Here is a 26,247-nt window from a genome sequence, read left to right as displayed (position 1 = left end):
GATGAAGGAACAGCACAATGCCTTACAGCTAATGATGCTGGGGCTTCAGCACATGCTTGCCATGTATGCGGGAGCCATTCTCGTTCCGTTGATCGTCGGAGCAGCGATCGGGCTGAATGCGGGGCAGCTGACGTATTTAATCGCGATTGATTTGTTTATGTGCGGGGCGGCAACTCTTTTGCAGCTCTGGAGAAACCGATATTTCGGCATCGGCCTTCCCGTTGTGCTCGGATGCACGTTTACCGCAGTCGGCCCGATGATTTCCATCGGAAGCACTTACGGTGTCCCAGCGATATATGGTGCCATTATCGCCGCAGGACTGATTGTCGTCTTAGCCGCGGGCTTCTTCGGGAAGCTTGTCCGTTTTTTTCCGCCTGTCGTAACCGGATCAGTCGTCATGATCATCGGCATCTGCCTGATTCCAACGGCAATGAATAACCTGGCCGGAGGTGAAGGAAGCAAAGAATTCGGCTCACTCGACAACGTGCTCCTCGGGTTTGGCGTCACAGCTTTTATCTTATTGCTGTTTTATTTCTTTAAAGGCTTTATCCGCTCCATAGCGATTTTACTCGGTCTTATCGCAGGAACAGCGGCTGCATATTTCATGGGAAAGGTCGATTTTTCTGAGGTTTTGGAGGCGTCTTGGCTTCATGTTCCGTCTCTGTTTTATTTCGGACCGCCAACCTTTGAGCTGCCGGCTGTTGTCACGATGCTTCTCGTTGCGATTGTCAGCCTCGTTGAATCGACAGGCGTTTATTTTGCCCTCGCTGATATCACAAACCGCAGGCTGTCGGAGAAGGATCTGGAAAAAGGCTACCGGGCAGAAGGCCTTGCGATTTTGCTGGGCGGCTTATTTAACGCGTTTCCCTATACAGCTTTCTCGCAGAATGTCGGCATCGTTCAGCTCTCAAAGATGAAAAGTGTCAACGTCATCGCCATCACAGGAATCATACTGGTCGCGATCGGGCTGGTTCCAAAAGCAGCGGCCCTGACAACAGTGATCCCCACCCCAGTTCTCGGCGGCGCAATGATCGTCATGTTCGGCATGGTCATTTCTTACGGGATCAAAATGCTATCCAGCGTTGACCTTGATTCGCAAGGCAACTTGCTGATTATCGCCTCTTCCGTCAGCTTGGGGCTTGGCGCTACAACAGTTCCCGCGTTGTTTTCATCTCTTTCGGGCGCGGCCTCTGTCTTGGCAGGAAGCGGAATTGTGATCGGCAGTTTGACGGCCATTGCACTGCACGCTTTTTTTCAAACCAAACAGCCGAATAGCGCAGACATAAAAACGTAAAGGAAGATGCCAATGTTCACAATGGATGACCTGAACCAAATGGACACACAAACACTGACAGACACACTTGGCTCTATTTTTGAACACTCTTCATGGATTGCGGAGAGATCCGCAGCACTACGGCCGTTTTCGTCCCTTTCTGATCTTCACCGCAAAATGACTGGCATTGTAAAAGCTGCGGATCGCGAGACACAGCTTGATTTAATCAAAAAGCATCCCCGGCTCGGAACAAAGAAAACAATGAGCGATGACTCGGTACGAGAGCAGCAGAACGCAGGGCTCGGCAAATTAGAACAGCAGGAATACGAGGAGTTTCTCATGCTGAATGAACACTATTATGATCGCTTCGGCTTTCCTTTTATTTTAGCGGTGAAGGGAAAGACGAAACAGGACATTCACCAAGCCCTGCTGGCAAGGCTTGAGAGCGAACGAGAAACGGAGTTCCAGCAGGCCCTTATAGAAATTTACCGAATCGCCCGCTTTCGTCTGGCTGACATCATCACTGAAAAAGGAGAGACGCAAATGAAAAGAACCATGTCTTATGGCAAAGGAAATGTATTTGCATACCGAACGTATTTAAAACCGCTCACTGGAGTGAAGCAAATCCCGGAATCATCTTTTGCCGGAAGAGATAATACCGTTGTCGGCGTTGATGTGACATGCGAAATTGGCGGAGAAGCCTTCCTGCCATCATTTACAGACGGAGACAACACTCTCGTCGTGGCAACGGATTCAATGAAAAACTTTATCCAGCGCCATCTCGCATCCTATGAAGGAACGACAACCGAGGGGTTCCTACACTATGTAGCTCACCGATTTTTAGATACTTATTCTCATATGGACACGATCACTCTGACTGGCGAAGACATTCCGTTTGAAGCAATGCCTGCATACGAGGAGAAAGAGCTCAGCACAAGCCGCCTCGTCTTCAGAAGATCGCGTAATGAACGAAGCCGCTCTGTGCTGAAAGCAGAACGAAGCGGGAATACCATAACGATTACCGAGCAATACAGCGAAATCATGGATCTTCAGCTCGTCAAGGTGAGCGGCAACTCCTTCGTCGGCTTCATCCGGGACGAATATACGACTCTCCCGGAAGACGGCAACCGCCCGCTGTTTGTCTATTTAAACATCAGCTGGCAATATGAAAATACCAATGACGCATACGCTTTTGATCCAGCCCGCTACGTTGCGGCTGAACAAGTCCGCGACTTAGCGAGCACCGTTTTTCACGAGCTCGAAACCCCTTCAATCCAAAACCTAATCTATCATATCGGCTGCAGAATATTAGCGAGGTTCCCGCAGCTCACTGATGTCAGCTTCCAATCTCAAAATCACACGTGGGATACGGTTGTCAAAGAAATCCCGGGCTCAAAAGGAAAAGTCTACACCGAACCGCGCCCGCCATACGGTTTCCAATATTTTACCGTGACAAGAGAAGACGCCGAGAAAGAAAAACAGAAAGCCGCTGAAAAATGTCGGAGCCTGAAAGCCTGATGGGAAAACTGACAACCCATATTTTAGATTTAACCAGCGGCAAACCAGCGGCGAACGTAAAAATTGAATTGAAGCGGCTGGGCGAAAGTATTTTGAAAGAGGTTTACACTAACAATGACGGCAGAGTCAATGTCCCTCTGCTGGCTGGTGAAGAGCTGGTGTCCGGAGAGTATGTGATGGAATTTCATGCAGGAGACTATTTTGCGAATAAAAACGTGAATACGGTCGACCAGCCGTTTTTAACCATAGTCACCGTCCGTTTTCAGCTAGCAGATCCAGATGCACATTATCATATCCCGCTCTTGCTGTCGCCTTTTGGTTATCAGGTGTATAGGGGGAGCTAAGGAGGAATCTCGCCGGTGAGGCGGGCTTCTATTTGCACTTCAATAAACTTTTGATCCTAGGACAGTACTTGCAGTAATCCCACGCTTAGTGAAACAACAGCTTGAATAAACATTCACCAATATTTTCCAGAATAATTCCCTACGAGAAAAACATCCTGTAGTCCTTTCATTTATAAATATTGAGGTTTCAAACTAATAAGTCAGCTCTTAGCAGCGAAGCTCCCTTTTCTAATCCTATAACGAAAAAATACTTTGAAGACAATTGCTGCGGTTTTAATCGTTTTGATAATGCGTTCTCTCTTACACCTTTAGACAAAATATTCATTTTTTCTTTTTTAGACTTAAATCTATGTCGAAAATGATCGTTTGGCATATCTTATACTATCTCCACTAAAGGAGGTGACCTTATGGGATTCTACAATTCTGGTGGATACAATGGAAACTCTGGTTACTCAAACGGTTTCGGGAGCTCCTTCGCTTTGATCGTGGTGCTATTCATTTTGTTGATCATTGTTGGAGCAGCTATCTTTAATTATTAAGTTTAACTTTCCTTGCCTCCGCCGTATCCAACACCTCCCTGTCCGACAGACGCCATAAGAAGTTTTTATGGCGTCTTTGCTATGGATTCACTAATCATTTTCTAATCCAGAAGCTGTCAAGTTCTACGAGATTTATCGTGTGTTTTCCCACAACGCTTCTGCGTCTTGATCGCGCTGTCTGACTGAGGCTAAAAAAGTCCGGCTCTTAAAAGCCGGACTCCAGACTACCCCCGTTCAACTCTCTTCTAATCCTGCAAGCTGACCGCATAATCCCGCCATACCCGGTACACCGGCACAAGTTCCCCGCCAGCCCTTCTTCTATATCTTTGTCAGAAGGTTGAGGGGTTTCCCGAAACAGTGCTTTAAGCGCAATTATCATTCCTGGGGTACAGTAGCCGCATTGGAAGCCTCCTTCTTCCAGAAAAGCGGTTTGGCAGATATCCAGTTCCTCTTGTTGTACGCCCTCGATTGTTGTAATGGAGTGGCCGTCCACTTGATAAGCCATGGTCATACACGCATTGGCCAGTTTTCCGTCGATTAAAATAGAGCAGGCTCCGCAGCGGCCGATTCCGCAGGACACCTTTGTCCCGGTCAGCTGAAATTCCTTTCTAAGCAAGTCACTCAGATGTGTCGTAGGAATGGCAGCAACCTCCCACTCCTGCCCATTCACAGTCATCCGGAACTGTTCCTTTTTTACAGGAAATGGCCCGGCCTCTTTTACGTCCATTGCTTCAGCCCCTTTCTGTCTATCGCTTCAAGCAGCTCTTCTCTTGAAATTGGCAGCTTGTTTATCCAGCATCCGACCGCATCATGTACTGCCTTTACAATCGCCGGAGTGATGGCGATCGTTCCAATTTCGCCAACACCGCGTGGTCCATATGCATCACCCTTCATTAGTTCTTCTATTGCGATCACCTTCATGTTAGGAACGTCTTTGACTCCAGGGATCAAATAGTGATCTAGATTTTCCGCAGCATAACGGCCGTCCGTCATTTTCGCTTCCTCCATCAGCGTATAGCCGAGTGCCATGGCAGCGCCGCCTTCAATTTGACCTCGATATCCCTGCGGACTGACAACCGGACCTGCCGCAATAGCGTGCTCACAATCTATCAATTTGACTTCGCCTGTTAACAGATCTACCTCCACCTCAACGGCAGCCGCTCCAAATGAGTAGAGGAAATGGCCGCCCACCACAGGGTCAGGCGTTGTTGGAAAGTCAAAGGCCGTTTCCTCTGCCAAAGGGCCTTTTTCAGCCAGCTCCTTATACGTAACTACGAGCGCCTTTGTGTTTTTGTCACGCAAGCCTGCAGCGCCGGGAATAAGGTTTTCCGCTGAACAGCCGCTCCATTCTGCCGCCCGTTTTTTCAACTGAGATAGAAACGGCTTCTTCAAACGCTGGATCGCGTGCCACACCATGCTTGTGCCGCGGGATGCTGTGGAGGAGCCTGACTTCGGCACTTTTGCGGTATCCCCAATAACAATGGAAATATCCTCTGCGGCACAACCTAACTCCTCCATGACAATCTGTTCAATCGCTGCTAGAATCCCCTGTCCGCATTCTTCAAATCCGAACGATGCTGTGATTTTGCCTTCACTCGAAAGAGACAAACGGCCTCCTGCCGCATCCATTCGGCCAAACCCCAGCCCGCCGCCGTGCATTGTAATTGCCGTTCCCGTGCCTCTTTGCAGATACCCGCAGTTCCGGCTGGTTCTTGTAAGAATGGGAGATTTAGATATGGCATTCAACACCTGTGCCGCTCCGTCAGTCGGTGCAATCCGATGCTCAAGAGGCCCCAAGTCATGCGGTTTTCTGATATTTTTTCTTCTCAGCTCGAGCGGGTCGATGCCGAGCATGCCGCTGAGACGATCGAGATGGGTTTCGAGAGCAAATGTGATTTGGTTGCCGCCAAAGCCCCGAAATTCCCCCGCCACCCCGTTGTTCGTAAATACTGATATTCCTTCAGTCCGGATATTCGGAATACGGTACGGCCCCGCGGCATGCTCGACAGAAAAATCAAGAACAGCCGGTCCGAGCGTAGCATATGCGCCTGTGTCCGCCACAATTTTCACGTCATGCGCCAATAGATTTCCCGAATGATCCGCACCCGTTTTTATCGTAATCTTCATCGGATGGCGCTTAATGCCAGAACGTACAGATTCCTTTCGTGTCTGATGGATTTTGACAGGGCGTCCGCTTTTCAGTGACAAAAGCGCGGCATACGGCTGAATATTCAGCTCATCCTTCCCTCCGAACGAGCCGCCCATCGGACTTGACACAATCCTGATTTTCTCTTCAGGAATGTCAAAAATACGGGCAAGCTGGAAACGGTCTTTATAGCCGTGCTGGGTTCCTGCATACATCGTAAAACCCCCGTCGTCTTCCGGAACGGCTACGCCTCCCTCCGTTTCCATATACGTATGCATCTGCCGCGGCAGCTCATAGGTTTCTTCAAGGACTGTGTCAGATGCTTGAAACCCTTCTTCCACATCGCCGTTTAAAAAAAATGCGCGGTGCAGGATATTCCCGTCCTCATGCAGTCTTTGCGCATTCGGCCGAAGCGCTTTTTCTGGTGAATCCATAACTTCCAGCTCTTTATACTCAACTCGAATCAGCTCCAGCGCCGCTTCCGCGATTTCTTCCGTTTCCGCAGCAACTGCGGCGATCGCATCCCCGACATACCGCACCCTGTCCTCACATAAAACCGGCTGATCAGGGATGATAATGCCAAATCGGTTTACGCCCGGAACGTCTTTATGTGTGACAACGGCCTGCACGCCTTCCATTTTCTCAGCTTTTATGGTGCAAATCGACACAATCTCTGCATGAGGATAAGCACTTCTCAGCACCTTGCCATACAGCATTCCTGGAAAGCTGAGATCGGTCATATATTTCAATTCCCCTGTGACCTTTCCCCTTCCATCCGGCCTGACTCTTGACGGTTTGTTGATGATCATTTATTCCCCTCCCTCAGCCATCAGCTCTGCCATGATGACGTTGGCAGCAACTTTTTTTCTGTATGCCGCTGACATAAAAGCATCTGAGGAAAACGGCAGCTCATGGATAAGTGTTTTGTACAGCTCATGCGGGTCCCACCCTGGTGCCATCCATTTCGCTTCGCTGTCCAATAATCTCCTAGGAGTGATATCGGCATGGCCAGCGGCGAGGCGAATGCCGCCGTCTTTCAAAAAACGTCCAGCTGCAACAGCAGCCGCTCCTGTAAAAGCCTGGCGCCTTCCAAGCTTGTGATAAAATACACGCTCTCCCTCCGCCCGCGGGATGATGACACGCGTGACGATAGCCGTTCTAAAGTCTTCCTCACTGAGCCAAGCGCCAAGCGGCAGCCTGATTAGCTCCTTTTGATATACGATAAGCTCAGCACCAAGCACAAGCAGAAGCGGAATGAAATCACCGATTTTACTCGCTATGTTGCCGCCAATCGTGGCACGGCTGCGAATCCCCGGTGCAGCGACAGCGGAAGCAGCGTCACTGAAACAGCCAAGCGCTCTCTTGATCAAAGGGTTCTTTCTGCATTCATTCAGTGATGTGAGTGCCCCGATCGACACGTGGGTGTCACTGGCGCTGATCCCTCGCATCTCGTCAATCCCTTCAAGGCTGACAAGGTGCTGTTTCGGCAAAATTCCTTTGTCCCACTGAAGCTGAAGCAGCGTGCTTCCCGATGCGGCACATACATCCGGAGCAAGCTGCTGCAAAAGCGAATAGGCCTCATCAAGCGCTGACGGCCTCCACAATTGAATATTCATCCTTGCTTTAGTCACTTGGCCGTTCAAGCCATCACCCTCCTTACCATGTCATATTCCTCTGGTGTATCAATATCGTCCAACTCGCCGCTTCCCTTTGCCTCCAAAACCGCACCTGCTCCAAGCTGTCCGCTTTTCAGGAGCCTGCGAGCCCCTTCATCTCCCTTTAGCCCCTTTACATAAGGAAAACAAGCCGATGAGAAGTAAATTGGCGGGATGAACGCCCCTAAAAACGATGACACGGCAAATGACTCAGGGGCCAGTGCCACAAGGGCATTGAGATGATCAACGGAAAGAAAAGGCTGGTCGGCTAACAAAATGACAACGCCGTCCGCCCCCATGCTTTCTGCTTTTCTCACCCCGCTGCCGACTGAATGCCCCTGACCCTTTTCTGCGTCTTGGCAAACGTGCAGGCTCCAGCGTTTTTGAAAAGGCGGAGCGCGATACGGCGCTCCTATCCACTCAAGGGAGGCATGTTCTGTCCGCTCGACGATCAGCACATGATCAAGGCGGGACGACAGAGCAGTTTTCAAGGAAAGTGAGCCGATGTTTTCTCCTTTTAGCGGCAAAGCTAGCTTGTTTTGGCCCATTCTTCTGCTTTTGCCGGCAGCGAGAAACACGCCGATCAGATAGGGGCTTCTCATACAACCGCTATCCGTTTTCTTGTTTGAATGATTTCTGCAACTACACTTACCGCAATTTCCTCTGGACCTTCCGCACCGATTTTCAGCCCGACCGGACTGTAAAAGTGAGACGGAGAATGTTTTCCGTTCAGCAGCCGTTTCGTGCGGTTTGCCGAACCCAACAGTCCAATATAATGGAGGTTTTGAGAAAATAAGAAGTTGATGATCGTTTGATCGTGCTGATAATGATGGGTTGCCACAACAGCTGCATCATGCGGAAAAAATTGAAATTTGCTAAGCATTTGTTCCGGAAAAGCGGTAATCAGCTGATCCGCTTTTGGAAAAAGAGAGGATGTACAATAAGCGGGCCGCCAATCCGTCACGATAACAGAAAACCCTGTGTCAGCCGCCAAATTGGCCAGCGGTACAGTATCCGGTCCCGCCCCAAACAGAATGAGGCGCGGCTTCGGTTCAATTCGCTGAATAAACATGTTAGTGGGTGGATCGAAATGCGGTAAATGAAGCGTTGAAACAGTACGTTGAATATCTTGCAGAGGCGCGTCCGGCCAGTTGCCAAAATGCCCGTTCTCCGTCAGAAATAAATAATGGGAGGATTCAATCTTTATAACAGAAGTGACAGCTTTGCCTGAATGAAGGCAGTCTCTCACTTTCTCATAGTGCCGCCTTTTTTCCTGAGTGATTCGCTCCGCATGAACATGGATAATGCCATTGCATCCGGCTCCCATGCCCCAAGAAAGATCGTCCTCCGCCCTCATGTCGTAGGGGATCAGCGTTGATGTGAGCTGTTCGCCCAGCGAACTGATTCTTTGGAATACATCTTCTTCCACACACCCGCCGCTCAGCAAGCCAATCCGCTTGCCATTTTTCCTAAAGAGCATAGAAGCACCTGCTTTTCGATATGCGGAGCCTTCAACCTGAACAATGGTCGCCAGCACAGCCCCCTCCTGGTCTTCCAGAAGCGCGTCTAACACCGTGTGAAAATTCCCCAATGCCGCATCCTCCTCTCGAAAATTGCCGTGAGAAACAACTAGTTCAGCGTGATTTTATAGGTAACTTGTATAAAGAATAGACGATGGAAGAAAAAATGACTCATGATTTGTCAGAAAATGAAACACATAGAAAGAGGATTTGTAAAAAGAGTCAAACGAAGAAAATCAGATTGGAGAAAACACGAAATCATATCTGAAAAGCTTGCGGAGTTCCGCAAGCTTTTCTTTACACCGCTGCCTGGCGGCCAGCGTTTTCATACACATCCAGCGCTGCTTGGAGCGCTTTTCCTGCTTCGATTCCTGCGTTATGTCTGAGAAGCACAGCCTCTAACCCGGCAAGCACGAATAGCACGTTTTCTTTTCTGCAGCTGTACCCCATCGTGCCGATTCTCCAGATCTTCCCTGCGAGCGGGCCGAATGAGCTGGCAATTTCAATCCCGAATTGTGCCAGCAGCATGTCACGGACAGACTCGCCGTCAATGCCGCCGGGAATTTCGACACAGGTGACAACAGGCATTTTGCAGCTGTCATCTCCAAACAATCTTAGCCCCATTGCCTTTATCCCTGCTGCTAATGCGGCTTCATGGTGCCGATGCCGCTCAAAACGCGCCTCAAGGCCTTCTTCAAGCACCAGTCTGACTCCCTCACGTAAGGCGTACAGCATCGTCGTCGCTTCTGTATGATGATTGAGCCGTCTTTCGCTCCAATAATCCTCAAGCTGGCTCAAATCAAAGTAGTTGCTTGTGATTGGCCGATTTCCCAAAAGTGCTTCCCTGTCAGCTTGTGTCGCAATCCCGCGCTCCACCTTTTTGCGGGCTGCAATCACGTCCGCCACCCGCTCATTATATGTAATCGGCGCCATTCCTGAAGGCACAGACAAACATTTTTGCGTTCCGCCGATGGCAGCGTCAATCTTCCATTCATCGACTTTAACCTCGCAGCCCCCAATCGTTGCGACTGCATCGACAATAAACAATGCATCCTCGGTGCGGCAGGCTTCGCCGATCGCTTTCAGCGGGTGAATCCGTCCTGTCGATGTTTCTCCATGCACCATTGCCACAATTTTCGGCTTCACTTTTTTTATCTCCCGTATGATGTCCTCCGGGTCAAAAACCGTTCCCCATTCGCACTCAAGCATATGAACATTTGCCCCATATCGCTCGGCGATTTCAGTCAGCAAATAACCGAAACGGCCGTAAATGGGAATGAGCACATCATCTTCCGGCTCTATCACACTAGCCAGCACTGCTTCAATTCCCGCCCGTGAAGTGCCGTCAATCGGGTATGCCCAGCGGTTTTTTGTTTGGAACAGCTCCCGAAGCATCTCCATCGTTTCATTCATAATACCTGTAAACGCCGGATCAAATTGGCCGACAACCGGGGTGCTCATTACTCTTAATACACGCGGATCAACCTCAACAGGCCCCGGCGTCATAATCGTTCTTAACGGGGTGCATAATTCTCTTCTGCCTGACACAGCCATTCCTCCTTTATCAGTAAGCCAGTTTGTATAATAAATCAGTCAGTGCGCGGACACCGATTTCAAGCTGTCTGGCTGACGTATATTCCTTCGGTGAGTGGCTGACGCCGCCTCGGCTTGGCACAAACAGCATACAAGCAGGATAGCGCCTTCCGATCATTTGCGCGTCATGCCCTGCTCCGCTCACCATTTCCTCACAGCTGAAGCCGTTTTCTAATGCTGTTTCAAAAGCCGCAGCCTTCAGCCTTTCGTCCATCGGCACAGGCTCTATCCGCATATATTCATCAATCACGGCGCGAATTCCTTTTTGAAGGCAAATGCCGTCGATTAAAGCAATCATGTCTTGATGAAACTGCTCCAGCACATGCTGATGCTGATGGCGAATATCGATTGAAAACTGGACGCGGCCCGGTATGACATTGGCTACATTGGGCTCTGCCGTTATTTTTCCGCATGTCAGACGGAGCTCCTCCGGCAGCTCCTCCGACCGTAGCAGCAGCTCATGAATGATACGGCTGCTGGCTGCGAGCGGGTCCTTGCGCCATTTCATGGAGGTGGTTCCCGCATGATTGCATTCCCCCTCCAGCGTGACGAGATATCGCCTCTGCCCCGCAATGCTTGTCACAATCCCGAGATCCCGTCCTGACATTTCCAATGTCTGTCCCTGTTCAATATGGAGCTCAACAAAAGCGCTGATATCTGTTCGATATGCTGCCTGAAACACACCTTTGCCAAAACTGTACTCATACATCGCATGTTGCAGCGAGACTCCTGATTGGTCTCTTGGCTCTGCTCCATCCTGTAATGAAAAAACACCCGTCATATTCCCTGATCCCCAATAGGTCATTGGAAAACGGCTGCCCTCCTCCTCACATAAGGATACCGCTTCGAGTGTTTTTTTCGGCGCTCCATATGTCTCTTTGAGCCGCTTTATCGCAAGCATTGCCGCCAGAATACCATAGGCGCCGTCGTATTTTCCCCCATTGATGACAGTATCGATATGTGAACCGGTTACAATGGCTTCATCCGGAGACTGGGTGCCCGAAAGCCTTCCAAACACATTGCCGACATCGTCGAATCTTGTGTCAAGCCCGAAAGAAGACATTTCCGTTTTCACAGCAAGCTGTGCGTCCATCCACTCTTTTGTGTATAAAAGCCTCGTTACGCCGCCATTCGCAGACGCACCGTATTGGGCGAGCCATTCAATATAATCTGTGATGCTGTTTTTTACTGAAAGCTTCTGCTTTTCCATGTACTCCCCCCTCTGGCCGCTATGGTGACTTCATTATAGAAGGAGGAACATGATAGTTCATTGACAGATTAACCAAAAAAACGTTGATTTTTTAGTCACAGTATCTATCCAGCAACCAGATTCACCCTACATGTCACAACTATTTTGATGTAAAGGTCAAAAGAAAACACGGTAAGGAAGAGAGCCAGCAAGAGCGAAAGAGAGGGTCAAAATGCCTTTCATATGAACAAGCTCAGCTTGCCGGAGAGGCGATGTTTGCGGTACGGATGAAAACGGAAATGCCGGCATCTCGCAAAAAACAGGACCTAAAGATATGGGAACAGGAGATTTCCGCCTCCTCCAAAGGGACTAATTTACAATTTTAATGAAAAATATACAAAATGACACTTCTATCCTTTATTTCAATTTTAGATAATAGACATGATCTGATAAAAGGAGGGCAAGTGATGACAAAAAAAGCATGGTTTCTGCCGCTCGTCTGTGTATTACTGATTTCCGGATGGCTTGCGCCGGCAGCTTCAGCAAGCGCGCAAACCGCATTAAGCCTCAATGACCGATTGGCGTCTTCCCCTTCAGAAACAGGAAGCCTTCTCTCATTAGCCGCCCCCGCTGCACCCTATGCTGACACAGATACCTATTATGAAGGGGCTGAAGGTAAAACAGGAGACTCGCTAAAAAGCACCCTGCACCGTATTATCAGCGGACACACGATGCTGTCCTACAGCGAAGTGTGGAACGCGCTGAAAGAAACGGATGAAGATCCGAGAAATCCGAATAACGTCATCCTGCTCTATACGAAAGAATCGCGGTCCAAAAACCTGAACGGCGGGAATGTCGGCGATTGGAACCGCGAGCACGTCTGGGCGAAATCCCATGGCGATTTTGGTACGAGCAAGGGACCTGGTACTGATATTCATCATTTGCGCCCGGCTGATGTTCAAGTGAACAGCGCCAGAGGAAATATGGATTTTGACAATGGCGGCACTGAATATGCGAAGGCACCCGGAAATTATTATGACGGCGATTCATGGGAGCCCCGCGATGATGTGAAAGGCGATGTTGCCCGCATGCTGTTTTACATGGCTGTCCGTTACGAGGGTGATGACGGCTATCCTGATCTTGAGCTTAATGATAAGACAGGCAACGGCTCAGCTCCTTATCATGGCAAACAATCTGTCCTGCTCGAATGGAATAAGCAGGATCCGGTTGACGACCGCGAGCGGAAAAGAAATGAAATCATTTATGAAAAATATCAGCACAACCGCAATCCATTTATCGACCACCCTGAATGGGCGGATGAAATTTGGCCGTAAGAAAAAGTGCTCCTTTTTAGGAGCACCTTTTTCTAATACACAGCCTCTTCCGTTTCCGTATCGAAAAAGACAACGTGGTCCATTTTCACTGAGAGCTGGATTGAATCGCCTGCATCGATTCGCGTGTTTCCGTCCAGGCGGACTTTGAGCCGCTCGTCCCCAGCCATGACATGCACTATGAGCTCCGAGCCCAGATTTTCATTCACCTCCACCTTCGCTTGAAACACTGAATCAAACAACTGGTCATTTCCTGTCATTTGTGTGATGTGCTCCGGCCGTACACCGGCAATCATCTGTTCTCCGGCATATCCCTTTTCCTTCAGCCGCTTTGCTTTTTCTTCAGGAATATGAAGCCGGATTGAAGAATTTGTGAAAAACAGCTCGCCATGCTGCTGTTCTATGATGCCTTTCAAAAAGTTCATCCCAGGAGAGCCAATGAAGCCTGCGACAAACAAATTGGCCGGGTAATGATAAATGTCATGAGGTTTCGCCACTTGCTGAATTTCCCCTTCATTCATGACGACAATCCGATCTCCCATTGTCATTGCTTCGGTCTGGTCATGCGTGACATAAATGATCGTTGCCTCTAATCGCTGGTGCAGCTTGCTGATTTCTGTCCGCATCGTCACTCTTAGTTTTGCATCCAGATTAGAAAGCGGCTCGTCCATTAAAAAGACCTTCGGCTCCCTCACAATCGACCTGCCAAGCGCCACCCTTTGCCGCTGCCCGCCGGAGAGCGCCTTCGGTTTTCTCTTCAGCAAATGTTCAATTTCTAAAATTCTGGCTGCCGCATGAACCCGCTCGGCAATTTCCTGTTTCGCCATCTTTCTGAGCTTTAATCCAAACGCCATATTATCAAAAACCGTCATATGCGGATAAAGCGCATAGTTCTGGAATACCATCGCAATATCACGTTCTTTCGGCGGAAGATCATTGACCCGCTCCCCATCAATAAGAAGATTTCCTTCAGAAATGCTTTCTAATCCAGCCACCATCCGCAGCGTTGTTGATTTTCCGCATCCTGACGGCCCCACCAGCACCAAAAGCTCCTTATCCTTTACATCTAAATCAAAGTCCTTCACGGTTAATTGTGAGTGATATGATTTTTTGACGTGTTCAAATGTTAATGAAGCCATCAGAAAAGTCCCCCTATCTTTTGACCCGTTATTTCGTCACTGGAAACAACTTGGTCTTTCTGTTATTTTTAGAGTAATCGATTCCCATTTTTGCTATATTTCTAAAATAAAAAATGTAAATTTGTATTATAACGTCATAATACATTATAATATAAATAATAGGTTAAAAGGAGGCTACCCTTTGTTAAACAACGGAAGTTCTACACCTTTATACATTCAGCTAAAACAAATCATCACTGATGACATCAAAAAGGGCGTGTATTCCCCAACCGCCAAGCTGCCTACCGAAAACGAGCTTTGCACAAAGTATAACGTCAGCCGCATCACCGTCAGGAAAGCCATTCTCGATTTAGTCGAAGAAGGCTATCTGATCAGGCAGCAGGGAAAGGGAACGTTCGTTAAAAGCCCTAAATTAAAACGAGAGCTGATCGCTGTAAACGGCTACTCGGAATTTATGGAATCAACCGGCAAAAAACCGAAGCATCATGTGCTGTCCCATGACATCATTCCAGCGTCAAAACCCATCGCAGAAAAGCTTCAAATCCATCCCGAGAGCCCTGTCGTTGAATTAAAACGGATTTTATATAATGATGATCAGCCTCTCACCTTTGAAGTGACGCATTATCCGCTTGATTTGTTTCCCGGCATTGATACCTTTATTGCTGACGGCGTCTCCATGCATGATATTTTGAAACAGCAATACAAAGTTGTACCCACGCACAATACGAAGCTATTAAACGTTGTATATGCCCAACAGGAGGAAAGCAAATACCTGGATTGTGATATCGGGGATGCGCTGTTTGAAATTGATAAAACGGCTTTTACATCAAACGACCAGCCAATCTATTGCTCATTGTTTTTGATGCACACAAACCGTGTCACTTTTACCATCAACAGCCCCTACACATAACAGGCATAAAAAACGAGACACTGCTTATAGTATTCTCGTTTTTTCACTGCTTCCCCCATCCTCCAAGCGATAAGGATAGCCATAGCCGAAAGCTCCGTACACACCGCATGTTTTCGCAGCCGTTTCAGCAGCCTGGCGCAAAGCGTACGTTATATCCTGCTTCACGCAAAAGGCAGTCAAAAAGCCTGCTATAAAAGAATCTCCCGCTCCAAGTGTATCTATTATATCAGTTTCCACAATCGGCTGATGATAGACTCGCTCACCCGCAGACAGGATTGCTCCTTGGCCCCCTCGGGTCATACAAACCATTTTGGCTCCGTACCCATGAGCTGTTTTGGCAAGCTCACCGCATTCCGACTCACTCAAATCGCTTCCTGAAAAAAACGCATACGTCACATAAGGACAGACCCTCCTCAAATAATCATCCTCCCGATTGGTTGAAAAATCAAATGAGACAGGGACAAGCCCGCACAGCTGCGGAAGATCGTTCTCAAGCCTGCTGTACACGCTCGTATGCAGCAGATCATGCCCGCTGATAAAAGATACATCTTTCTCCTGAAACGCGAGGCGAAGCCTGGACTGAATGCCGCCTTTATTTGATCTGACAAAAATGCGGTCCCCCTGTTCATCAAGGGTGACAATCGCCATCCCGTTTTCTCCGTGCGCCTGGCGAATATAATCTGCATTAACCTGCTCCAGCTTGAGAACGTTCAACAGATGCGCCGCGGCTTCGTCATTGCCGATGATTCCGATATAGGAAGACTCATGCCCGAGCCGCTTGGCAAGCACAGCAACGTTTAAGGCATTTCCTCCCGGGTAAAATGTTTCTTGATCCTGGTAGTAATCTACAACATTATCTCCAACCGCAATCAATTTCATAGCGCTTCCTCCTTTATCCTTTTACACTGCCGCTTGCAATCCCGCGGACAAAATATTTCTGCATCAATAAAAATAGAATAATAATCGGCGCGGCTGAAATCGTTAACCCCGCCAGCAGGACGCCCCAGTCTGTCTGCAGCGCGTCTCTGAACTGCATCAGCCCGGCTGGAATGGTCCGTAAATTCTCATCATCTATGAAAATAATCGCAAACATAAACTCATTCCATGTATGGTAAGCCGTCAAAATGCCGGATGTCACCAAAATCGGCACGCTCATTGGTAAGAAAATTCTGAAAAATACTCCAAAACTTGTACACCCATCCAAATAGGCCGCCTCCTCCAATTCTTTTGAAATAGAAAGAAAATAAGAGCGGATCAAAATGATGGTGAATGGGATCCGATAAGCCGCATACGGCAGGATTAACGCCCAATACGTATTGTACAGGCCAAGCGACTGAATAATAGAATAAAGCGGCACAAGACTGACCTGCGGCGTCAGCATCAATCCGCCAAGACATAGCACCAAAAAGAATCCTTTTCCTTTAAACTCAAACCGGGAAAGGCCATACGCTGCCCATGCACTGATAAAGACAGTGATCACACACGTCAGCGCCGTAACGATGACACTGTTCATAAAATAAGAAGAAATCCCCTGGTTCCAGGCGGAAACAAAATTTTCCGGATGCCACGAAGACGGCAGCGACCAGCTGTGCTCAAAAATATCGTCAGAGTTTTTAAAGGCGCTCATCACCATCCAGAGAAGCGGATAGGCAATCGCAATCAAATAAAGAAACAGAAAAACCCACACAGACGTTTCTCCGATATACCATTTTCGTCTAGGCTTTCTTTTCACCTCAATGTGCTGGTCAGGCACAGGCTCCAATCTGAACGAATCTGTCTTCTTCTGAGGCAGCATCAGTTACTCCTCCTTTCCGGTTTTAAAGAACTTCATTTGCATGAGCGATAATGCAAGCGTAATGATTAACACGACAGTAGCAATCGCTGAGGCGTAGCCCATCATATCCTTAGTAAAGGCGCTTTTATATAAAAACGTGCTCAAGACTTCTGACGCGTTTCCCGGCCCGCCGCCTGTCAAAATGTACGGCTCATTAAAGACCGTAAAGGCCCCGGTCAGCGTCATGACCACCGCAACAAAAGACATCTCTTTCGTCTGGGGAACAGTAATATGAAAAAACTGCTGAATTTTACCCGCGCCGTCAAGCCGGGCCGCTTCATACAGTTCATCCGGTATTTTTTGAATCGACACGATGTACAGCATCGCAATATAACCGACAGATTGCCACTGGGACACAAAAATGACAGAAAGCATAGCTGTGCTGTCATCCCCGAGCCAGGCCCTCGTCAGCTGATCAAGACCGATGGCCTGAAGCAGCTGATTCAAAAGCCCTGTCTCCGGATTGTAAATAAAATCAAACAAAAGCGCGATCACCGTCATTGAGATGACAACCGGCAAAAAGAAAACGGTACGAAAAAACGGCGACCATTTTCTGACCAGCTTATCCTCAAGCACCGCCGCCAAAATCAAACCGCCAAATACCTGGCATACAATTGAGATCACTGCATAAAGCACATTATTGGTAAGTGCCTGATAAAAGACAGGATCATGAAATAATTCAACATAGTTTTTTAAGCCGATAAACGTTTTTTCCGGAGAAAATGAGCTCCACTGAAACAGGCTGAGGAATACATTCTCAAAAATCGGGATATAAACGAAAAGTAAAAAAACGAGAGCGGGCACCAAAAACAAATAGGGGATTATTTTATTCTGATTGACCAAGGGTATCTCATCTCCTTTATAAAAAGAAAAGGTGCGAAGCTTCACCTTTTCTTTGATTTATTCAGCTGACGCCCTCACCTGCTTTGCTGCCTTTTGAACGGCTTTCATCACCTGCTGCGGTGTCATGTCGCCGCCAAGCATTTGCTGGACGCCCGTTAGGTACGCATCTGCGACTTCAACATCGACATCCATATCAAACCATGGAACCATTGATTTGGCATCAACAATATGCTGAACTGCTTCACGCTGAATGGCTGTTGCATTTTCTTCAGTAGCCGTACCTTGCACTGCACTGTATTTCCCGACATCTTTCACGAGCTTTTCGCCCATTTTTTTCGACGTCAAGAACTGCAAAAATTCCATTGCTTCCTTCGGATGTTTTGTTCTTGAGGAAATCATGAATCCTTCCGGCGCTCCCGTTAACGCTTCTGAGGATCCTTTCTGCCCACTGATTTCAGGGAATGGGAACATCCCGAGATTAACCGGTTCAACCAGCTTGATTTCCGCTGTTTCCGCATATATCATCGCCGACTTTCCGCTCTTAAATTGCTGTCTCACATATTCGTGGTCGACGGAGTTTACATGTTTATTAAAGTAAGGCATCAGCTCTTGAAGCTTTTCAAGTGCTTTTACGTAGCCTTCATCAGTAAATTCACCCGTTTTGGCGTTATAGTCCTTTTCCCGTGTTTTTTCATCGACCATCCGCTGATTAAGCGTGCCGATATAGTGCGAGATTGTCCAAGTCGCCTTTGTTCCGAAGCTGATCGGTGTGTAGCCATGTTCTTTCAGCTTTTTTGACACATCGATTAATTCATCCCACGTCTTCGGGGGATCAAGATGCAGCTTTTGGAAAATGTCTTTATTATAGAAGAATGATTTAGCGTCCATTTGCCACGGCACGCCATATTGCTTGTTTTCATAAGTAAATGGTGTAATTTGCGATTGAACGAGCTGTGATGACCAATCGATGTCATTTTTGTAGTAGGACGAGAGATCAAGTGCTTTATTGCCTCTGATAAATTTAAAAGCAAACTCATCGCTCCAAGAGAAGTAAATGTCAGGAGGGCTGGTGGTTCCCAGCATGACCTTAATTTTATCTTTATAGGAGTCATTTAAAACGGCTTCAATTTGAATATCGATATCTGGGTGTTCTTTTTCAAATTCCTTAACAACCTCTTCAAAATAACTTTTTTCCGGCTCCTTCGGCCATCTGTGGAAAAATTTCAATGTCACCTTTCCGTCCGCTGAACTGCTTTGGCTCGAACAGCCTGCGATGGTGAGCATACTGACAGCTGCAATGATCAAGAACAACAACATTTTCTTCAAAGGGTTGGCCTCCTCTGGACATTAGACTATAACGTTATATAACATTATAGTCTAATGCATAATGGTTCTTCATTTTCAGATCAATACTCAACTTTCCACATGTATCTTCTATGAGATAAAGGATGATTTCTCGCCTCTGCCAGCTCGTCTGCATAGCTTCTCAGCACACGATTGAGAACGAGCGGAGCAAGATAGCCTTTAACTGAATCGTCAATTGCAGTGAAGTCGTAAGATGCAGCATCAAGCACAGTGAGCTTTTTGCCATACTTTTTCGAGAAGGTAAGCGCCCGCTCTTCAAGAGGTCTTGTTTCATCTAAACCGAGCAGGATGATAAACGGCACGGATTCATCAATAATTTCAAACGGTCCGTGAAAATATTCTCCGGCATGAATGGCGTGGGAATGAATCCATTGCATTTCCATGAGAATGCAGATGCTGTAGGAGTAAGCGACACCGTAGTTTGCACCGCTTGCCATGGTATAAATAATGCTTTCTTTTTCATGGGCTTTTGCAAATTGCTTGGCGTTGTCAGCTTCCTGCTTAAGGGCTTTTTCATATACAGCCTGCAATTGATCTAAGCCTTCAATTGCTTGTTGGAATTTCGTATTGTTTTCTAATACTTGCAGGGTTCCAAAAACGATTTGATACAAAACGCCATAGTTTGTATTGATCGCAAGCGCCTCATCACCCCAATCGTACTGGGCAACATATTGCGCTTCCTGCGCTAAAGGAGACTCCGGTTTAAACGTCATCGCAATCGTAAGTGCGCCCTTGCCCCTTGCAAACGCAGCAGCTTTGACTGTCTCCGGGGTATTTCCCGAATGCGAGCACAAAATAACAAGAGACTTTTCACCAAGCTGAACAGGGTTGCGCTGAATAAATTCGTTGGCGCTGTAGAGGTCGGAGTTTATTGAGTTTGACTCTCTGTCAAACACATACTTACTCGGATACATAATGGCAGAAGACCCTCCGCATGCGACAAAGAATACATGATCAATGGTTTTCCCTTTCAAATCCTGCAAGAAAGCTTGAACCTCACGATTTACTTTTGCTGTGGCCTGACTCAAATCCTTCACTCCCCGTTTTTATTATATAACGTTATATAACATTATATATTGTTATATTAAAGTCCACGGGTAGGATTGTCAATATTATTTTCTGAAATTTCTCAATAATTTATTCGAATGACAGACAAAGGGTCTATATGCGAAAAAATGCCCAAATCAAAAGCCAGAACTTGACTTAAGCTCTGGCTTCGCTGTTCAATCCGCAGACTGACGTCTTATTTAAAAAATACCTTGTCTATATTGTACTTCGAGTGCTGTGTATTGATGATATATGTTTCGTAAATCTCTCTTTCCATTGGATCATCAACTACACATACCTCAATTTTATAAACTTCATCTCTGTGATGTTTGATCGGTGAAACAGTGTCTTCGAAATGCTTCTTAATTCTCTGTCTTAACTTTCTGGCTTTCCCGACAAACAGCAGCTCGTCATGAATGTTGTAAAACATAAAAATGCCGCCTTTGTCCCTTGGGATCTGGTGAAAGTCGATGAATCCGTGAATCGGTTTTATCTTCGGCTCGTTATCATTAGCTGACTGCTGTCGTTCAGTGATGGTGACATTCGGTGCGGGTATATCAATTTTTATCAAAATCAGTTCACGTCCTCTTTTTCATTAAAGATAAATGCTAACACATACAGAAAAGAAAAGCTAGAACAGCTTTATTATATTTGTTTGTTATGCTCTTACTTATTATGCAAGTGCTCCGGCTGGATGATAAGGACTAAGGTCTAATTCTGTCTGCTTTCCAAGAACTAGCTTTGCGAGCTCTGCACCCAAGAACGGCCCCATCGTCAGTCCAGAAGCACCCAAACCGTTTGCAGCGTACAGGCCTTGAACATTCGGCACGGCCCCTACGACCGGCAGAAATCCCGGTGTAAACGGTCTGAAGCCCACTCTTGTTTCAACTGCAGCGGCATCAGCAAGACCCGGTGCAACGGCTAACGCTTTGCTCAATACTTCGTGCTGGCCTCCGGCTGTCACACGAAGATCATCAAGACCGGCATCGTTTTCGTGTGTGGCGCCGGCTACAATTCTGCCGTTATCAAACGAAAGAATGTACTGATCACTCGGCGGCATTACAACCGGCCACGATCCTGTATCTGCATCTGTCATTTCAAAATGCATAATCTGCGCTTTTTGAAATGACACTTGAAAATGAATGCCAAGAGGCTCCAATATCTCATTAGCCCATGCTCCCGCCGTCACAATGACCGCGTCAGCCGCAAACTGCTTTGTATCTGTTTGCACGCCGGTGACTGTTCCGTTTTCAAAAAGCAAAGATGCATTTCCTTTGATGACCGTTGCGCCGCGTTTCTCTGCAGCGCTTAAAAGCGACCGGCACAGCGCTCTTCCGTTCACACGGGCGGCACCGCTGATGTGAACCGATTCATAGCCGTCAGCTAAAATCGGAAACAGCTTTTTCGTTTCACTTGCAGACAAGCGGGTAATGTCGCCGATCTCCGGCGCATCCTCCCGTCTCTTATATGCCCTTTCCTCCATTTTATCGAGTTTAGACGCGTCAGTATGAATGCTGATGGCACCGACACGTTTGTATCCTGTATCCGTTTCTCCGTCCTCTTCCAACTGATTGATTAAATCCGCATAGTATCGCGCCCCGCCCTTAGCAAGCTGATACCAATCCTGATTGCGGCGCTGAGAGAGCCAAGGACAGACGATCCCTGCCGCCGCATCAGTCGCTTGTCCCGGCTCTTTCCGATCAATGACAGTAACGCGAGCGCCTGATTTTGCGAGATGATAAGCCGTCGACGCGCCCAGAATCCCTGCGCCGACGATGATGTACGATTTCATATGCAAACACCTTTTCTATTATAATGTCTATTCATTTTACCAAATCAAATGCTTTCCTTCGACCTTTTGCCCTAATGTGGAAAAACCGCGAAGTTCGTCCAATCTCTTTACTCTCCTATCGAATATCCTGTCACTATCAATAGAGAAAGGATGATACCATGAGCGAAAATCGTCATGAAAATGAAGAAAACAGACGCGATGCGGCAGTCGCAAAAGTCCAAAACAGCGGTAATGCAAAAGTCGTGGTCAACGTGAATACAGATCAGGATCAGGCACAGGCGCAGTCACAAGACGGAGAAGACTAATGAACGAAAACATCATTCCTCTCAACAGACATACTCAAGAGATACCCACTACTGAATCTGTTATCAAAAACAGCGGCAACTCAGAGGTCCATATCGACATTCACATTGATACAATGCCAATTGCTTTTGCTATATTATGCTCTGCATTAGCCGCAAAGCAGATGACAAAAGAGGAATTCGATATGGCTTATACTCAATTGCGAGAGATGAACAGAGAAAATAACAGCAGATCATCTGTAAAGCAAATTATCAATCAAGAGACAGAAGAAGAGTAAAAAACCGCGGCCCCTCGGCCAGCGGTTTTTCTTCTCAATACAAAAAGGACGCGACTGAAACCAGTCACGTCCTTTTTATGAAAGAATTAACCGAATGAACCTTCATTTCGAACTTAAATCTCAATGAACTATACAAGATAAATTGAGCAAAGCTTGTTACACTATACTTTTGTAATTTCTAATCAAACTGAGTTTGGGACTTAAATCACTGAATTATTTGCTTTAAAGCATTGACCTTTCTCTCAAAAGACGAGTCTTTCTTAATCTTATCTAAGGGACCATTAAATGCTTCTATTGCATTAATTAACTCTAAGACTGCTTGTGAAGTGACTTTCACTCTTACAATCTCGAGTAATTCCTTGAATTTCTTTTGACATAACGTATGTTGCAACCTAGAAGAAATAATTTCATTGTCAAAAGACAGTATTGCTATTAAAGCCTGATTAGCATTAAATTGTCTTATTAGCTCTAAGTAAATAGTTTCAGCATCCCAAGCTACTCCATTACCATTAGTTAAGAAAACTTCCACTAATGTATTAACATAATGAGTATTAATTTGTTGTGGTACTTGACTTGAATCACCTACTAAACGTTTAAGCTCTCTTGCTAATGGAGGTTCACTATAAAAATTATTAATACCTCTATGAGCGGATAATAAATTCTCTAAAGCCGTTTCAATTTCTGTAGCTCTTAATCCATCTGGAATATAAGATTCAGCATTTACAACTTCTAAAAAAGAGCGGGCATTATTTTGCTCATCTTGGTCATTGTTTGCAACGAATTTTCCATATTTCACACCTAAAAGATTTCTTGTTTCTTCATCTACAAATCCCCATAAAAATGGTAATAATCTATGGATGTTTTCTCTAACTTGAACAGTAGTATCATGTCTAGTGTAGATACCAAATAAACCTTGGGCTAAATTATTAGCTTGCTCTTTTGAAAAATCTTGAAAGAACGTAGCAATTTGTTTGGCTTCTTCCTCACTAATTGTATTTACTTTAATATTTGTAAGTAACTTTTTTATCTCAATTGTAATATTTGATAGAGGTAGTGATATAACTTCATTTATACAAGTTTCCAGCCAACTTATCAACTGTAATCCTGTTAACTCATTTTGATTTGGATGAGCTGCACTTGCCCAATTTCTCATATATCTTATATAGTCTAAATGCTTAAATCCTAATTCAGAAATTAAACCAATCTCTCGAGAACCATATATTAGCTCACTATCATCTATTTTGTCTAAATCGCTCTCATCTTTTAAACGTTTTCTTTTTTCTTGACTTTTCACTGCATTATCAAAAAAGTAATTTATATCATAATGAATTACTCTATTTCTCAATTCGTTTATAGTTTCATCCCATAAATAATTTAAGGCGGAATCAAACAAACCGGCTGTAACAGCAGCAACAAATTTTGATATATATAAAGAATTACTTTTCCCCTCGTTACTTAGTCTCTCTAAAGAAGCTGGTAAGTTTCTAAATACATTTATCCTATGCTCAACGGGTACAAGTACAGATTGAGTTGGCAGCCCCATTTCTTGTAAATATGTCATTAGGCCTGACTCAATTTCTTTCAAATTTAGATTTTCTTTCTGATGTGGGTTTATTGAAGAGGTTGCTGGAATCATATCATGTTTCATTCCTTCATCTCCTAGTTTTTTATTATGTAATTCTAAAATAAACAAAATTAAATTTGATCTTATATTAGCGAGTTAATAATAAACTCGTATCATGTATAAACCTCTAATGCTTTAATTTCATAGTTCATTCTATTTAAGATTACAACTATTTTTAACTTGGCTATTTACGATTTATCCACATAAATACGAACCTTATGACCTATTACATAATAAATTCCGATTAGGTTCGTAATATAATCGTTAGTTTTAACATTTACATCTTAAACCACTCATGATGACATCTATTTTATTTAACAAAACATATTACTTTTTAAGTATACACTTAATTCAAAAAAGATGGTAGTATCCTCCAACTTATTCTTTATCCCCGAGTATATAGTCTATTTGCATCAAGTAGGTATCTCTACTGATAAAAAATATATTTTTCAAATTTTAAGTCATCATAACCGAAAAAAATCTTCAAAACGGACGACTCGTTTATTCACAATCCCATAGAGCAGTAAGAGTAAGAACAAAAACTCAAAGTAAAAATAAAAAAATAACCCCTGCCACAAGCATTAATGTGACAAGGGTTTTCTGTATTAACCGATAGAACCTTCCATTTCGAACTTAATCAAACGGTTCATTTCAACTGCGTATTCCATTGGAAGCTCTTTTGTGAATGGCTCGATGAAGCCCATTACGATCATTTCAGTTGCTTCTTCTTCAGAAATACCGCGGCTCATCAAGTAGAAGAGCTGCTCTTCAGATACTTTAGACACTTTCGCTTCGTGCTCCAATGAAATGTTATCATTTAAGATTTCATTGTAAGGAATTGTGTCTGAAGTTGATTTGTTATCCATAATGAGCGTATCGCACTCGATGTTAGAGCGGGCGCCTTCCGCTTTGCGTCCGAAGTGGACGATTCCGCGGTACGTTACTTTTCCGCCCTGTTTTGAAATCGATTTTGATACGATTGTAGATGATGTGTTTGGTGCAAGGTGAATCATTTTCGCACCTGCATCCTGATGCTGGCCTTTACCCGCAAGAGCGATAGAAAGCGTCATACCGCGCGCGCCTTCGCCTTTTAGGATACAAGCCGGATATTTCATTGTCAGCTTAGAACCGATGTTGCCGTCGATCCATTCCATTGTTGCGTTTTCTTCACAGACTGTACGCTTTGTTACAAGGTTGTAAACGTTGTTCGCCCAGTTTTGGATCGTTGTATAACGGCAGTAGCCGCCTTTTTTCACGATGATCTCAACGACCGCACTGTGAAGTGAGTTTGTTGTGTAAACAGGCGCAGTACAGCCTTCAACATAATGAACGCTTGCTTCTTCGTCAACAATGATCAGTGTACGTTCGAACTGACCCATGTTCTCAGAGTTGATACGGAAGTAAGCTTGTAGCGGTGTTTCAACCTTCACGCCTTTAGGCACGTAGATGAAAGAACCGCCGGACCAAACAGCTGAGTTAAGCGCCGCAAACTTGTTATCAGTCGGCGGGATTACTTTTGCCCAGTGCTCACGGAAAATATCTTCATTCTCCTTCAGCGCGCTGTCAGTGTCTTTAAAGACGATGCCTTGCGCTTCAAGATCTTCTTTCATGTTGTGGTATACAACCTCAGATTCGTACTGAGCAGAAACACCCGCAAGGTATTTTTGTTCAGCTTCAGGAATACCGAGCTTGTCGAATGTTTGTTTAATTTCTTCAGGAACTTCATCCCAAGAACGCTCTGAACGCTCAGACGGTTTTACGTAGTACGTAATTTCGTCAAAGTTCAGTGAGTTTAAATCTCCGCCCCATTGAGGCATCGGCATATTGTAGAAATGCTCAAGTGATTTCAAGCGGAAATCAAGCATCCATTGAGGCTCTTCTTTCATGCGAGAAATTTCTTCTACGATTTCTTTTGTCAATCCGCGCTCTGAACGGAAAATGGAAACGTCCTTGTCGTGAAAACCATACTTGTATTCACCAATATCAGGCATTTTTTTAGCCATCC

The 26,247-nt window shown here is 45.8% G+C and carries 25 protein-coding genes and 1 pseudogene; 9 read left to right on the top strand and 17 right to left on the bottom strand.

What is annotated here, in order from left to right:
- The first annotated feature begins 1 nt into the window (after position 1).
- The 4 genes from pucK to yuzJ all read left to right on the top strand — a co-directional run bounded on the left by pucK (position 2) and on the right by yuzJ (position 3,674).
- A complete protein-coding gene (gene pucK, locus WA279_RS12640) occupies positions 2 to 1,294 on the top strand; it encodes a uric acid permease PucK (RefSeq protein WP_336155532.1) in 1,293 nt (430 codons plus the stop codon).
- A 12-nt stretch (positions 1,295 to 1,306) separates the two neighbouring features.
- The gene (gene pucL, locus WA279_RS12635) at positions 1,307 to 2,791 is read left to right on the top strand and encodes a factor-independent urate hydroxylase (RefSeq protein WP_336155531.1); all 1,485 of its coding nucleotides are present in this window, start codon (positions 1,307 to 1,309) and stop codon (positions 2,789 to 2,791) included.
- Positions 2,791 to 3,135: a hydroxyisourate hydrolase gene (uraH, locus tag WA279_RS12630; protein WP_044052460.1), complete on the top strand. Its 345-nt coding sequence runs from the start codon at positions 2,791 to 2,793 to the stop codon at positions 3,133 to 3,135. The genes pucL and uraH overlap by 1 nt, the downstream gene beginning before the upstream one ends.
- Positions 3,136 to 3,542: 407 nt before the next feature.
- Entirely contained in the window at positions 3,543 to 3,674 is a 132-nt protein-coding gene (gene yuzJ / locus WA279_RS12625; RefSeq protein WP_038829787.1) for a YhzE/YjcZ family sporulation protein YuzJ, read from the top strand.
- A 205-nt stretch (positions 3,675 to 3,879) separates the two neighbouring features.
- Here the strand turns inward: yuzJ and pucE are convergent, their stop codons facing one another.
- The 7 genes from pucE to allC form a co-directional block, all read right to left on the bottom strand.
- Entirely contained in the window at positions 3,880 to 4,401 is a 522-nt protein-coding gene (gene pucE / locus WA279_RS12620) for a xanthine dehydrogenase subunit E (protein ID WP_049139625.1), read from the bottom strand.
- Entirely contained in the window at positions 4,392 to 6,629 is a 2,238-nt protein-coding gene (pucD, locus tag WA279_RS12615; protein ID WP_336155530.1) for a xanthine dehydrogenase subunit D, read from the bottom strand. The genes pucE and pucD overlap by 10 nt, the downstream gene beginning before the upstream one ends.
- Positions 6,630 to 7,463, bottom strand: coding sequence for a xanthine dehydrogenase subunit C (gene pucC / locus WA279_RS12610; RefSeq protein WP_335387397.1), 834 nt, complete (start codon positions 7,461 to 7,463; stop codon positions 6,630 to 6,632). It abuts the gene before it with no gap.
- Positions 7,460 to 8,077: a xanthine dehydrogenase accessory protein PucB gene (pucB, locus tag WA279_RS12605; RefSeq protein ID WP_335387399.1), complete on the bottom strand. Its 618-nt coding sequence runs from the start codon at positions 8,075 to 8,077 to the stop codon at positions 7,460 to 7,462. The genes pucC and pucB overlap by 4 nt, the downstream gene beginning before the upstream one ends.
- On the bottom strand, positions 8,074 to 9,066 hold the full coding sequence (locus WA279_RS12600) for an XdhC family protein (RefSeq protein ID WP_336155529.1): 993 nt from the start codon (positions 9,064 to 9,066) through the stop codon (positions 8,074 to 8,076). The genes pucB and WA279_RS12600 overlap by 4 nt, the downstream gene beginning before the upstream one ends.
- Before the next feature lie 226 nt (positions 9,067 to 9,292).
- Positions 9,293 to 10,543, bottom strand: a complete 1,251-nt coding sequence (pucG, locus tag WA279_RS12595) for a (S)-ureidoglycine--glyoxylate transaminase (RefSeq protein WP_336155528.1) — start codon at positions 10,541 to 10,543, stop codon at positions 9,293 to 9,295.
- 16 nt (positions 10,544 to 10,559) lie between these two features.
- Complete coding sequence (gene allC / locus WA279_RS12590) at positions 10,560 to 11,798, bottom strand: allantoate deiminase (protein WP_336155527.1); 1,239 nt, start codon at positions 11,796 to 11,798, stop codon at positions 10,560 to 10,562.
- Positions 11,799 to 12,042: 244 nt separating this feature from the next.
- On the opposite strand from allC, the pseudogene WA279_RS12585 reads away from it, so the two are divergent.
- Positions 12,043 to 12,163: pseudogene (locus tag WA279_RS12585) on the top strand (hypothetical protein); the annotation flags it as partial.
- Between the two features lie 81 nt (positions 12,164 to 12,244).
- Entirely contained in the window at positions 12,245 to 13,111 is an 867-nt protein-coding gene (locus WA279_RS12580) for an endonuclease I family protein (protein WP_336155526.1), read from the top strand.
- 32 nt (positions 13,112 to 13,143) lie between these two features.
- Here WA279_RS12580 and WA279_RS12575 read toward each other — a convergent pair whose 3' ends face one another.
- Positions 13,144 to 14,247: an ABC transporter ATP-binding protein gene (locus tag WA279_RS12575; protein ID WP_336155525.1), complete on the bottom strand. Its 1,104-nt coding sequence runs from the start codon at positions 14,245 to 14,247 to the stop codon at positions 13,144 to 13,146.
- A gap of 181 nt (positions 14,248 to 14,428) precedes the next feature.
- On the opposite strand from WA279_RS12575, the gene frlR reads away from it, so the two are divergent.
- On the top strand, positions 14,429 to 15,157 hold the full coding sequence (gene frlR, locus WA279_RS12570; protein WP_014480777.1) for a transcriptional regulator FrlR: 729 nt from the start codon (positions 14,429 to 14,431) through the stop codon (positions 15,155 to 15,157).
- Between the two features lie 24 nt (positions 15,158 to 15,181).
- Here the strand turns inward: frlR and frlD are convergent, their stop codons facing one another.
- The 7 genes from frlD to WA279_RS12535 all read right to left on the bottom strand — a co-directional run bounded on the left by frlD (position 15,182) and on the right by WA279_RS12535 (position 22,038).
- Positions 15,182 to 16,036 (bottom strand): fructosamine kinase FrlD, encoded by an 855-nt coding sequence (gene frlD, locus WA279_RS12565; RefSeq protein ID WP_336155523.1) that lies wholly within the window; start codon positions 16,034 to 16,036, stop codon positions 15,182 to 15,184.
- A 13-nt stretch (positions 16,037 to 16,049) separates the two neighbouring features.
- Complete coding sequence (locus WA279_RS12560; RefSeq protein ID WP_014477909.1) at positions 16,050 to 16,952, bottom strand: carbohydrate ABC transporter permease; 903 nt, start codon at positions 16,950 to 16,952, stop codon at positions 16,050 to 16,052.
- A gap of 3 nt (positions 16,953 to 16,955) precedes the next feature.
- Complete coding sequence (locus tag WA279_RS12555) at positions 16,956 to 17,834, bottom strand: carbohydrate ABC transporter permease (protein ID WP_014477910.1); 879 nt, start codon at positions 17,832 to 17,834, stop codon at positions 16,956 to 16,958.
- Between the two features lie 57 nt (positions 17,835 to 17,891).
- Positions 17,892 to 19,160: an ABC transporter substrate-binding protein gene (locus WA279_RS12550; protein ID WP_336155522.1), complete on the bottom strand. Its 1,269-nt coding sequence runs from the start codon at positions 19,158 to 19,160 to the stop codon at positions 17,892 to 17,894.
- Positions 19,161 to 19,240: 80 nt separating this feature from the next.
- Positions 19,241 to 20,227 (bottom strand): fructosamine deglycase FrlB, encoded by a 987-nt coding sequence (frlB, locus tag WA279_RS12545; RefSeq protein WP_336155521.1) that lies wholly within the window; start codon positions 20,225 to 20,227, stop codon positions 19,241 to 19,243.
- Between the two features lie 215 nt (positions 20,228 to 20,442).
- Positions 20,443 to 20,817, bottom strand: a complete 375-nt coding sequence (locus tag WA279_RS12540) for a nucleotide excision repair endonuclease (protein WP_003228617.1) — start codon at positions 20,815 to 20,817, stop codon at positions 20,443 to 20,445.
- 102 nt (positions 20,818 to 20,919) lie between these two features.
- The gene (locus tag WA279_RS12535) at positions 20,920 to 22,038 is read right to left on the bottom strand and encodes an NAD(P)/FAD-dependent oxidoreductase (RefSeq protein WP_336155520.1); all 1,119 of its coding nucleotides are present in this window, start codon (positions 22,036 to 22,038) and stop codon (positions 20,920 to 20,922) included.
- Between the two features lie 158 nt (positions 22,039 to 22,196).
- Between WA279_RS12535 and sspG the strand changes: the two genes are divergently transcribed.
- Both sspG and WA279_RS12525 read left to right on the top strand, forming a co-directional pair.
- Entirely contained in the window at positions 22,197 to 22,343 is a 147-nt protein-coding gene (sspG, locus tag WA279_RS12530; RefSeq protein ID WP_015384584.1) for an acid-soluble spore protein SspG, read from the top strand.
- Entirely contained in the window at positions 22,343 to 22,618 is a 276-nt protein-coding gene (locus WA279_RS12525) for a hypothetical protein (protein WP_003243521.1), read from the top strand. Before sspG ends, WA279_RS12525 begins: the two co-directional genes overlap by 1 nt.
- A 205-nt stretch (positions 22,619 to 22,823) precedes the next feature.
- On the opposite strand, the gene WA279_RS12520 is transcribed toward WA279_RS12525, so the two are convergent.
- Both WA279_RS12520 and sufB read right to left on the bottom strand, forming a co-directional pair.
- On the bottom strand, positions 22,824 to 24,266 hold the full coding sequence (locus WA279_RS12520; RefSeq protein WP_206647960.1) for a hypothetical protein: 1,443 nt from the start codon (positions 24,264 to 24,266) through the stop codon (positions 22,824 to 22,826).
- A 581-nt stretch (positions 24,267 to 24,847) separates the two neighbouring features.
- Positions 24,848 to 26,245, bottom strand: coding sequence for a Fe-S cluster assembly protein SufB (gene sufB, locus WA279_RS12515; protein ID WP_003228608.1), 1,398 nt, complete (start codon positions 26,243 to 26,245; stop codon positions 24,848 to 24,850).
- Positions 26,246 to 26,247: the final 2 nt, after the last annotated feature.

The organism is Bacillus sp. 204(2023) (assembly GCF_037027505.1).
Lineage (GTDB): Bacteria > Bacillota > Bacilli > Bacillales > Bacillaceae > Bacillus > Bacillus subtilis.
Note: the sequence above shows the minus strand (reverse complement) of the source record. Positions and strands in the feature narration are given on the sequence as shown.

What these genes read in the sequence shown, in the direction of transcription:
- allC (WP_336155527.1), bottom strand. Translation starts at nt 11,798, where the DNA reads ATGGAAAAGCAGAAGCTTTCAGTAAAAAACAGCATCACAGATTATATT.
- pucK (WP_336155532.1), top strand. Translation starts at nt 2, where the DNA reads ATGAAGGAACAGCACAATGCCTTACAGCTAATGATGCTGGGGCTTCAG.
- pucB (WP_335387399.1), bottom strand. Translation starts at nt 8,077, where the DNA reads ATGAGAAGCCCCTATCTGATCGGCGTGTTTCTCGCTGCCGGCAAAAGC.
- pucE (WP_049139625.1), bottom strand. Translation starts at nt 4,401, where the DNA reads ATGGACGTAAAAGAGGCCGGGCCATTTCCTGTAAAAAAGGAACAGTTC.
- sufB (WP_003228608.1), bottom strand. Translation starts at nt 26,245, where the DNA reads ATGGCTAAAAAAATGCCTGATATTGGTGAATACAAGTATGGTTTTCAC.
- pucL (WP_336155531.1), top strand. Translation starts at nt 1,307, where the DNA reads ATGTTCACAATGGATGACCTGAACCAAATGGACACACAAACACTGACA.
- WA279_RS12575 (WP_336155525.1), bottom strand. Translation starts at nt 14,247, where the DNA reads ATGGCTTCATTAACATTTGAACACGTCAAAAAATCATATCACTCACAA.
- pucD (WP_336155530.1), bottom strand. Translation starts at nt 6,629, where the DNA reads ATGATCATCAACAAACCGTCAAGAGTCAGGCCGGATGGAAGGGGAAAG.
- WA279_RS12535 (WP_336155520.1), bottom strand. Translation starts at nt 22,038, where the DNA reads ATGAAATCGTACATCATCGTCGGCGCAGGGATTCTGGGCGCGTCGACG.
- sspG (WP_015384584.1), top strand. Translation starts at nt 22,197, where the DNA reads ATGAGCGAAAATCGTCATGAAAATGAAGAAAACAGACGCGATGCGGCA.
- WA279_RS12520 (WP_206647960.1), bottom strand. Translation starts at nt 24,266, where the DNA reads ATGAAACATGATATGATTCCAGCAACCTCTTCAATAAACCCACATCAG.
- uraH (WP_044052460.1), top strand. Translation starts at nt 2,791, where the DNA reads ATGGGAAAACTGACAACCCATATTTTAGATTTAACCAGCGGCAAACCA.
- yuzJ (WP_038829787.1), top strand. Translation starts at nt 3,543, where the DNA reads ATGGGATTCTACAATTCTGGTGGATACAATGGAAACTCTGGTTACTCA.
- WA279_RS12525 (WP_003243521.1), top strand. Translation starts at nt 22,343, where the DNA reads ATGAACGAAAACATCATTCCTCTCAACAGACATACTCAAGAGATACCC.
- WA279_RS12560 (WP_014477909.1), bottom strand. Translation starts at nt 16,952, where the DNA reads ATGCTGCCTCAGAAGAAGACAGATTCGTTCAGATTGGAGCCTGTGCCT.
- WA279_RS12580 (WP_336155526.1), top strand. Translation starts at nt 12,245, where the DNA reads ATGACAAAAAAAGCATGGTTTCTGCCGCTCGTCTGTGTATTACTGATT.
- frlD (WP_336155523.1), bottom strand. Translation starts at nt 16,036, where the DNA reads ATGAAATTGATTGCGGTTGGAGATAATGTTGTAGATTACTACCAGGAT.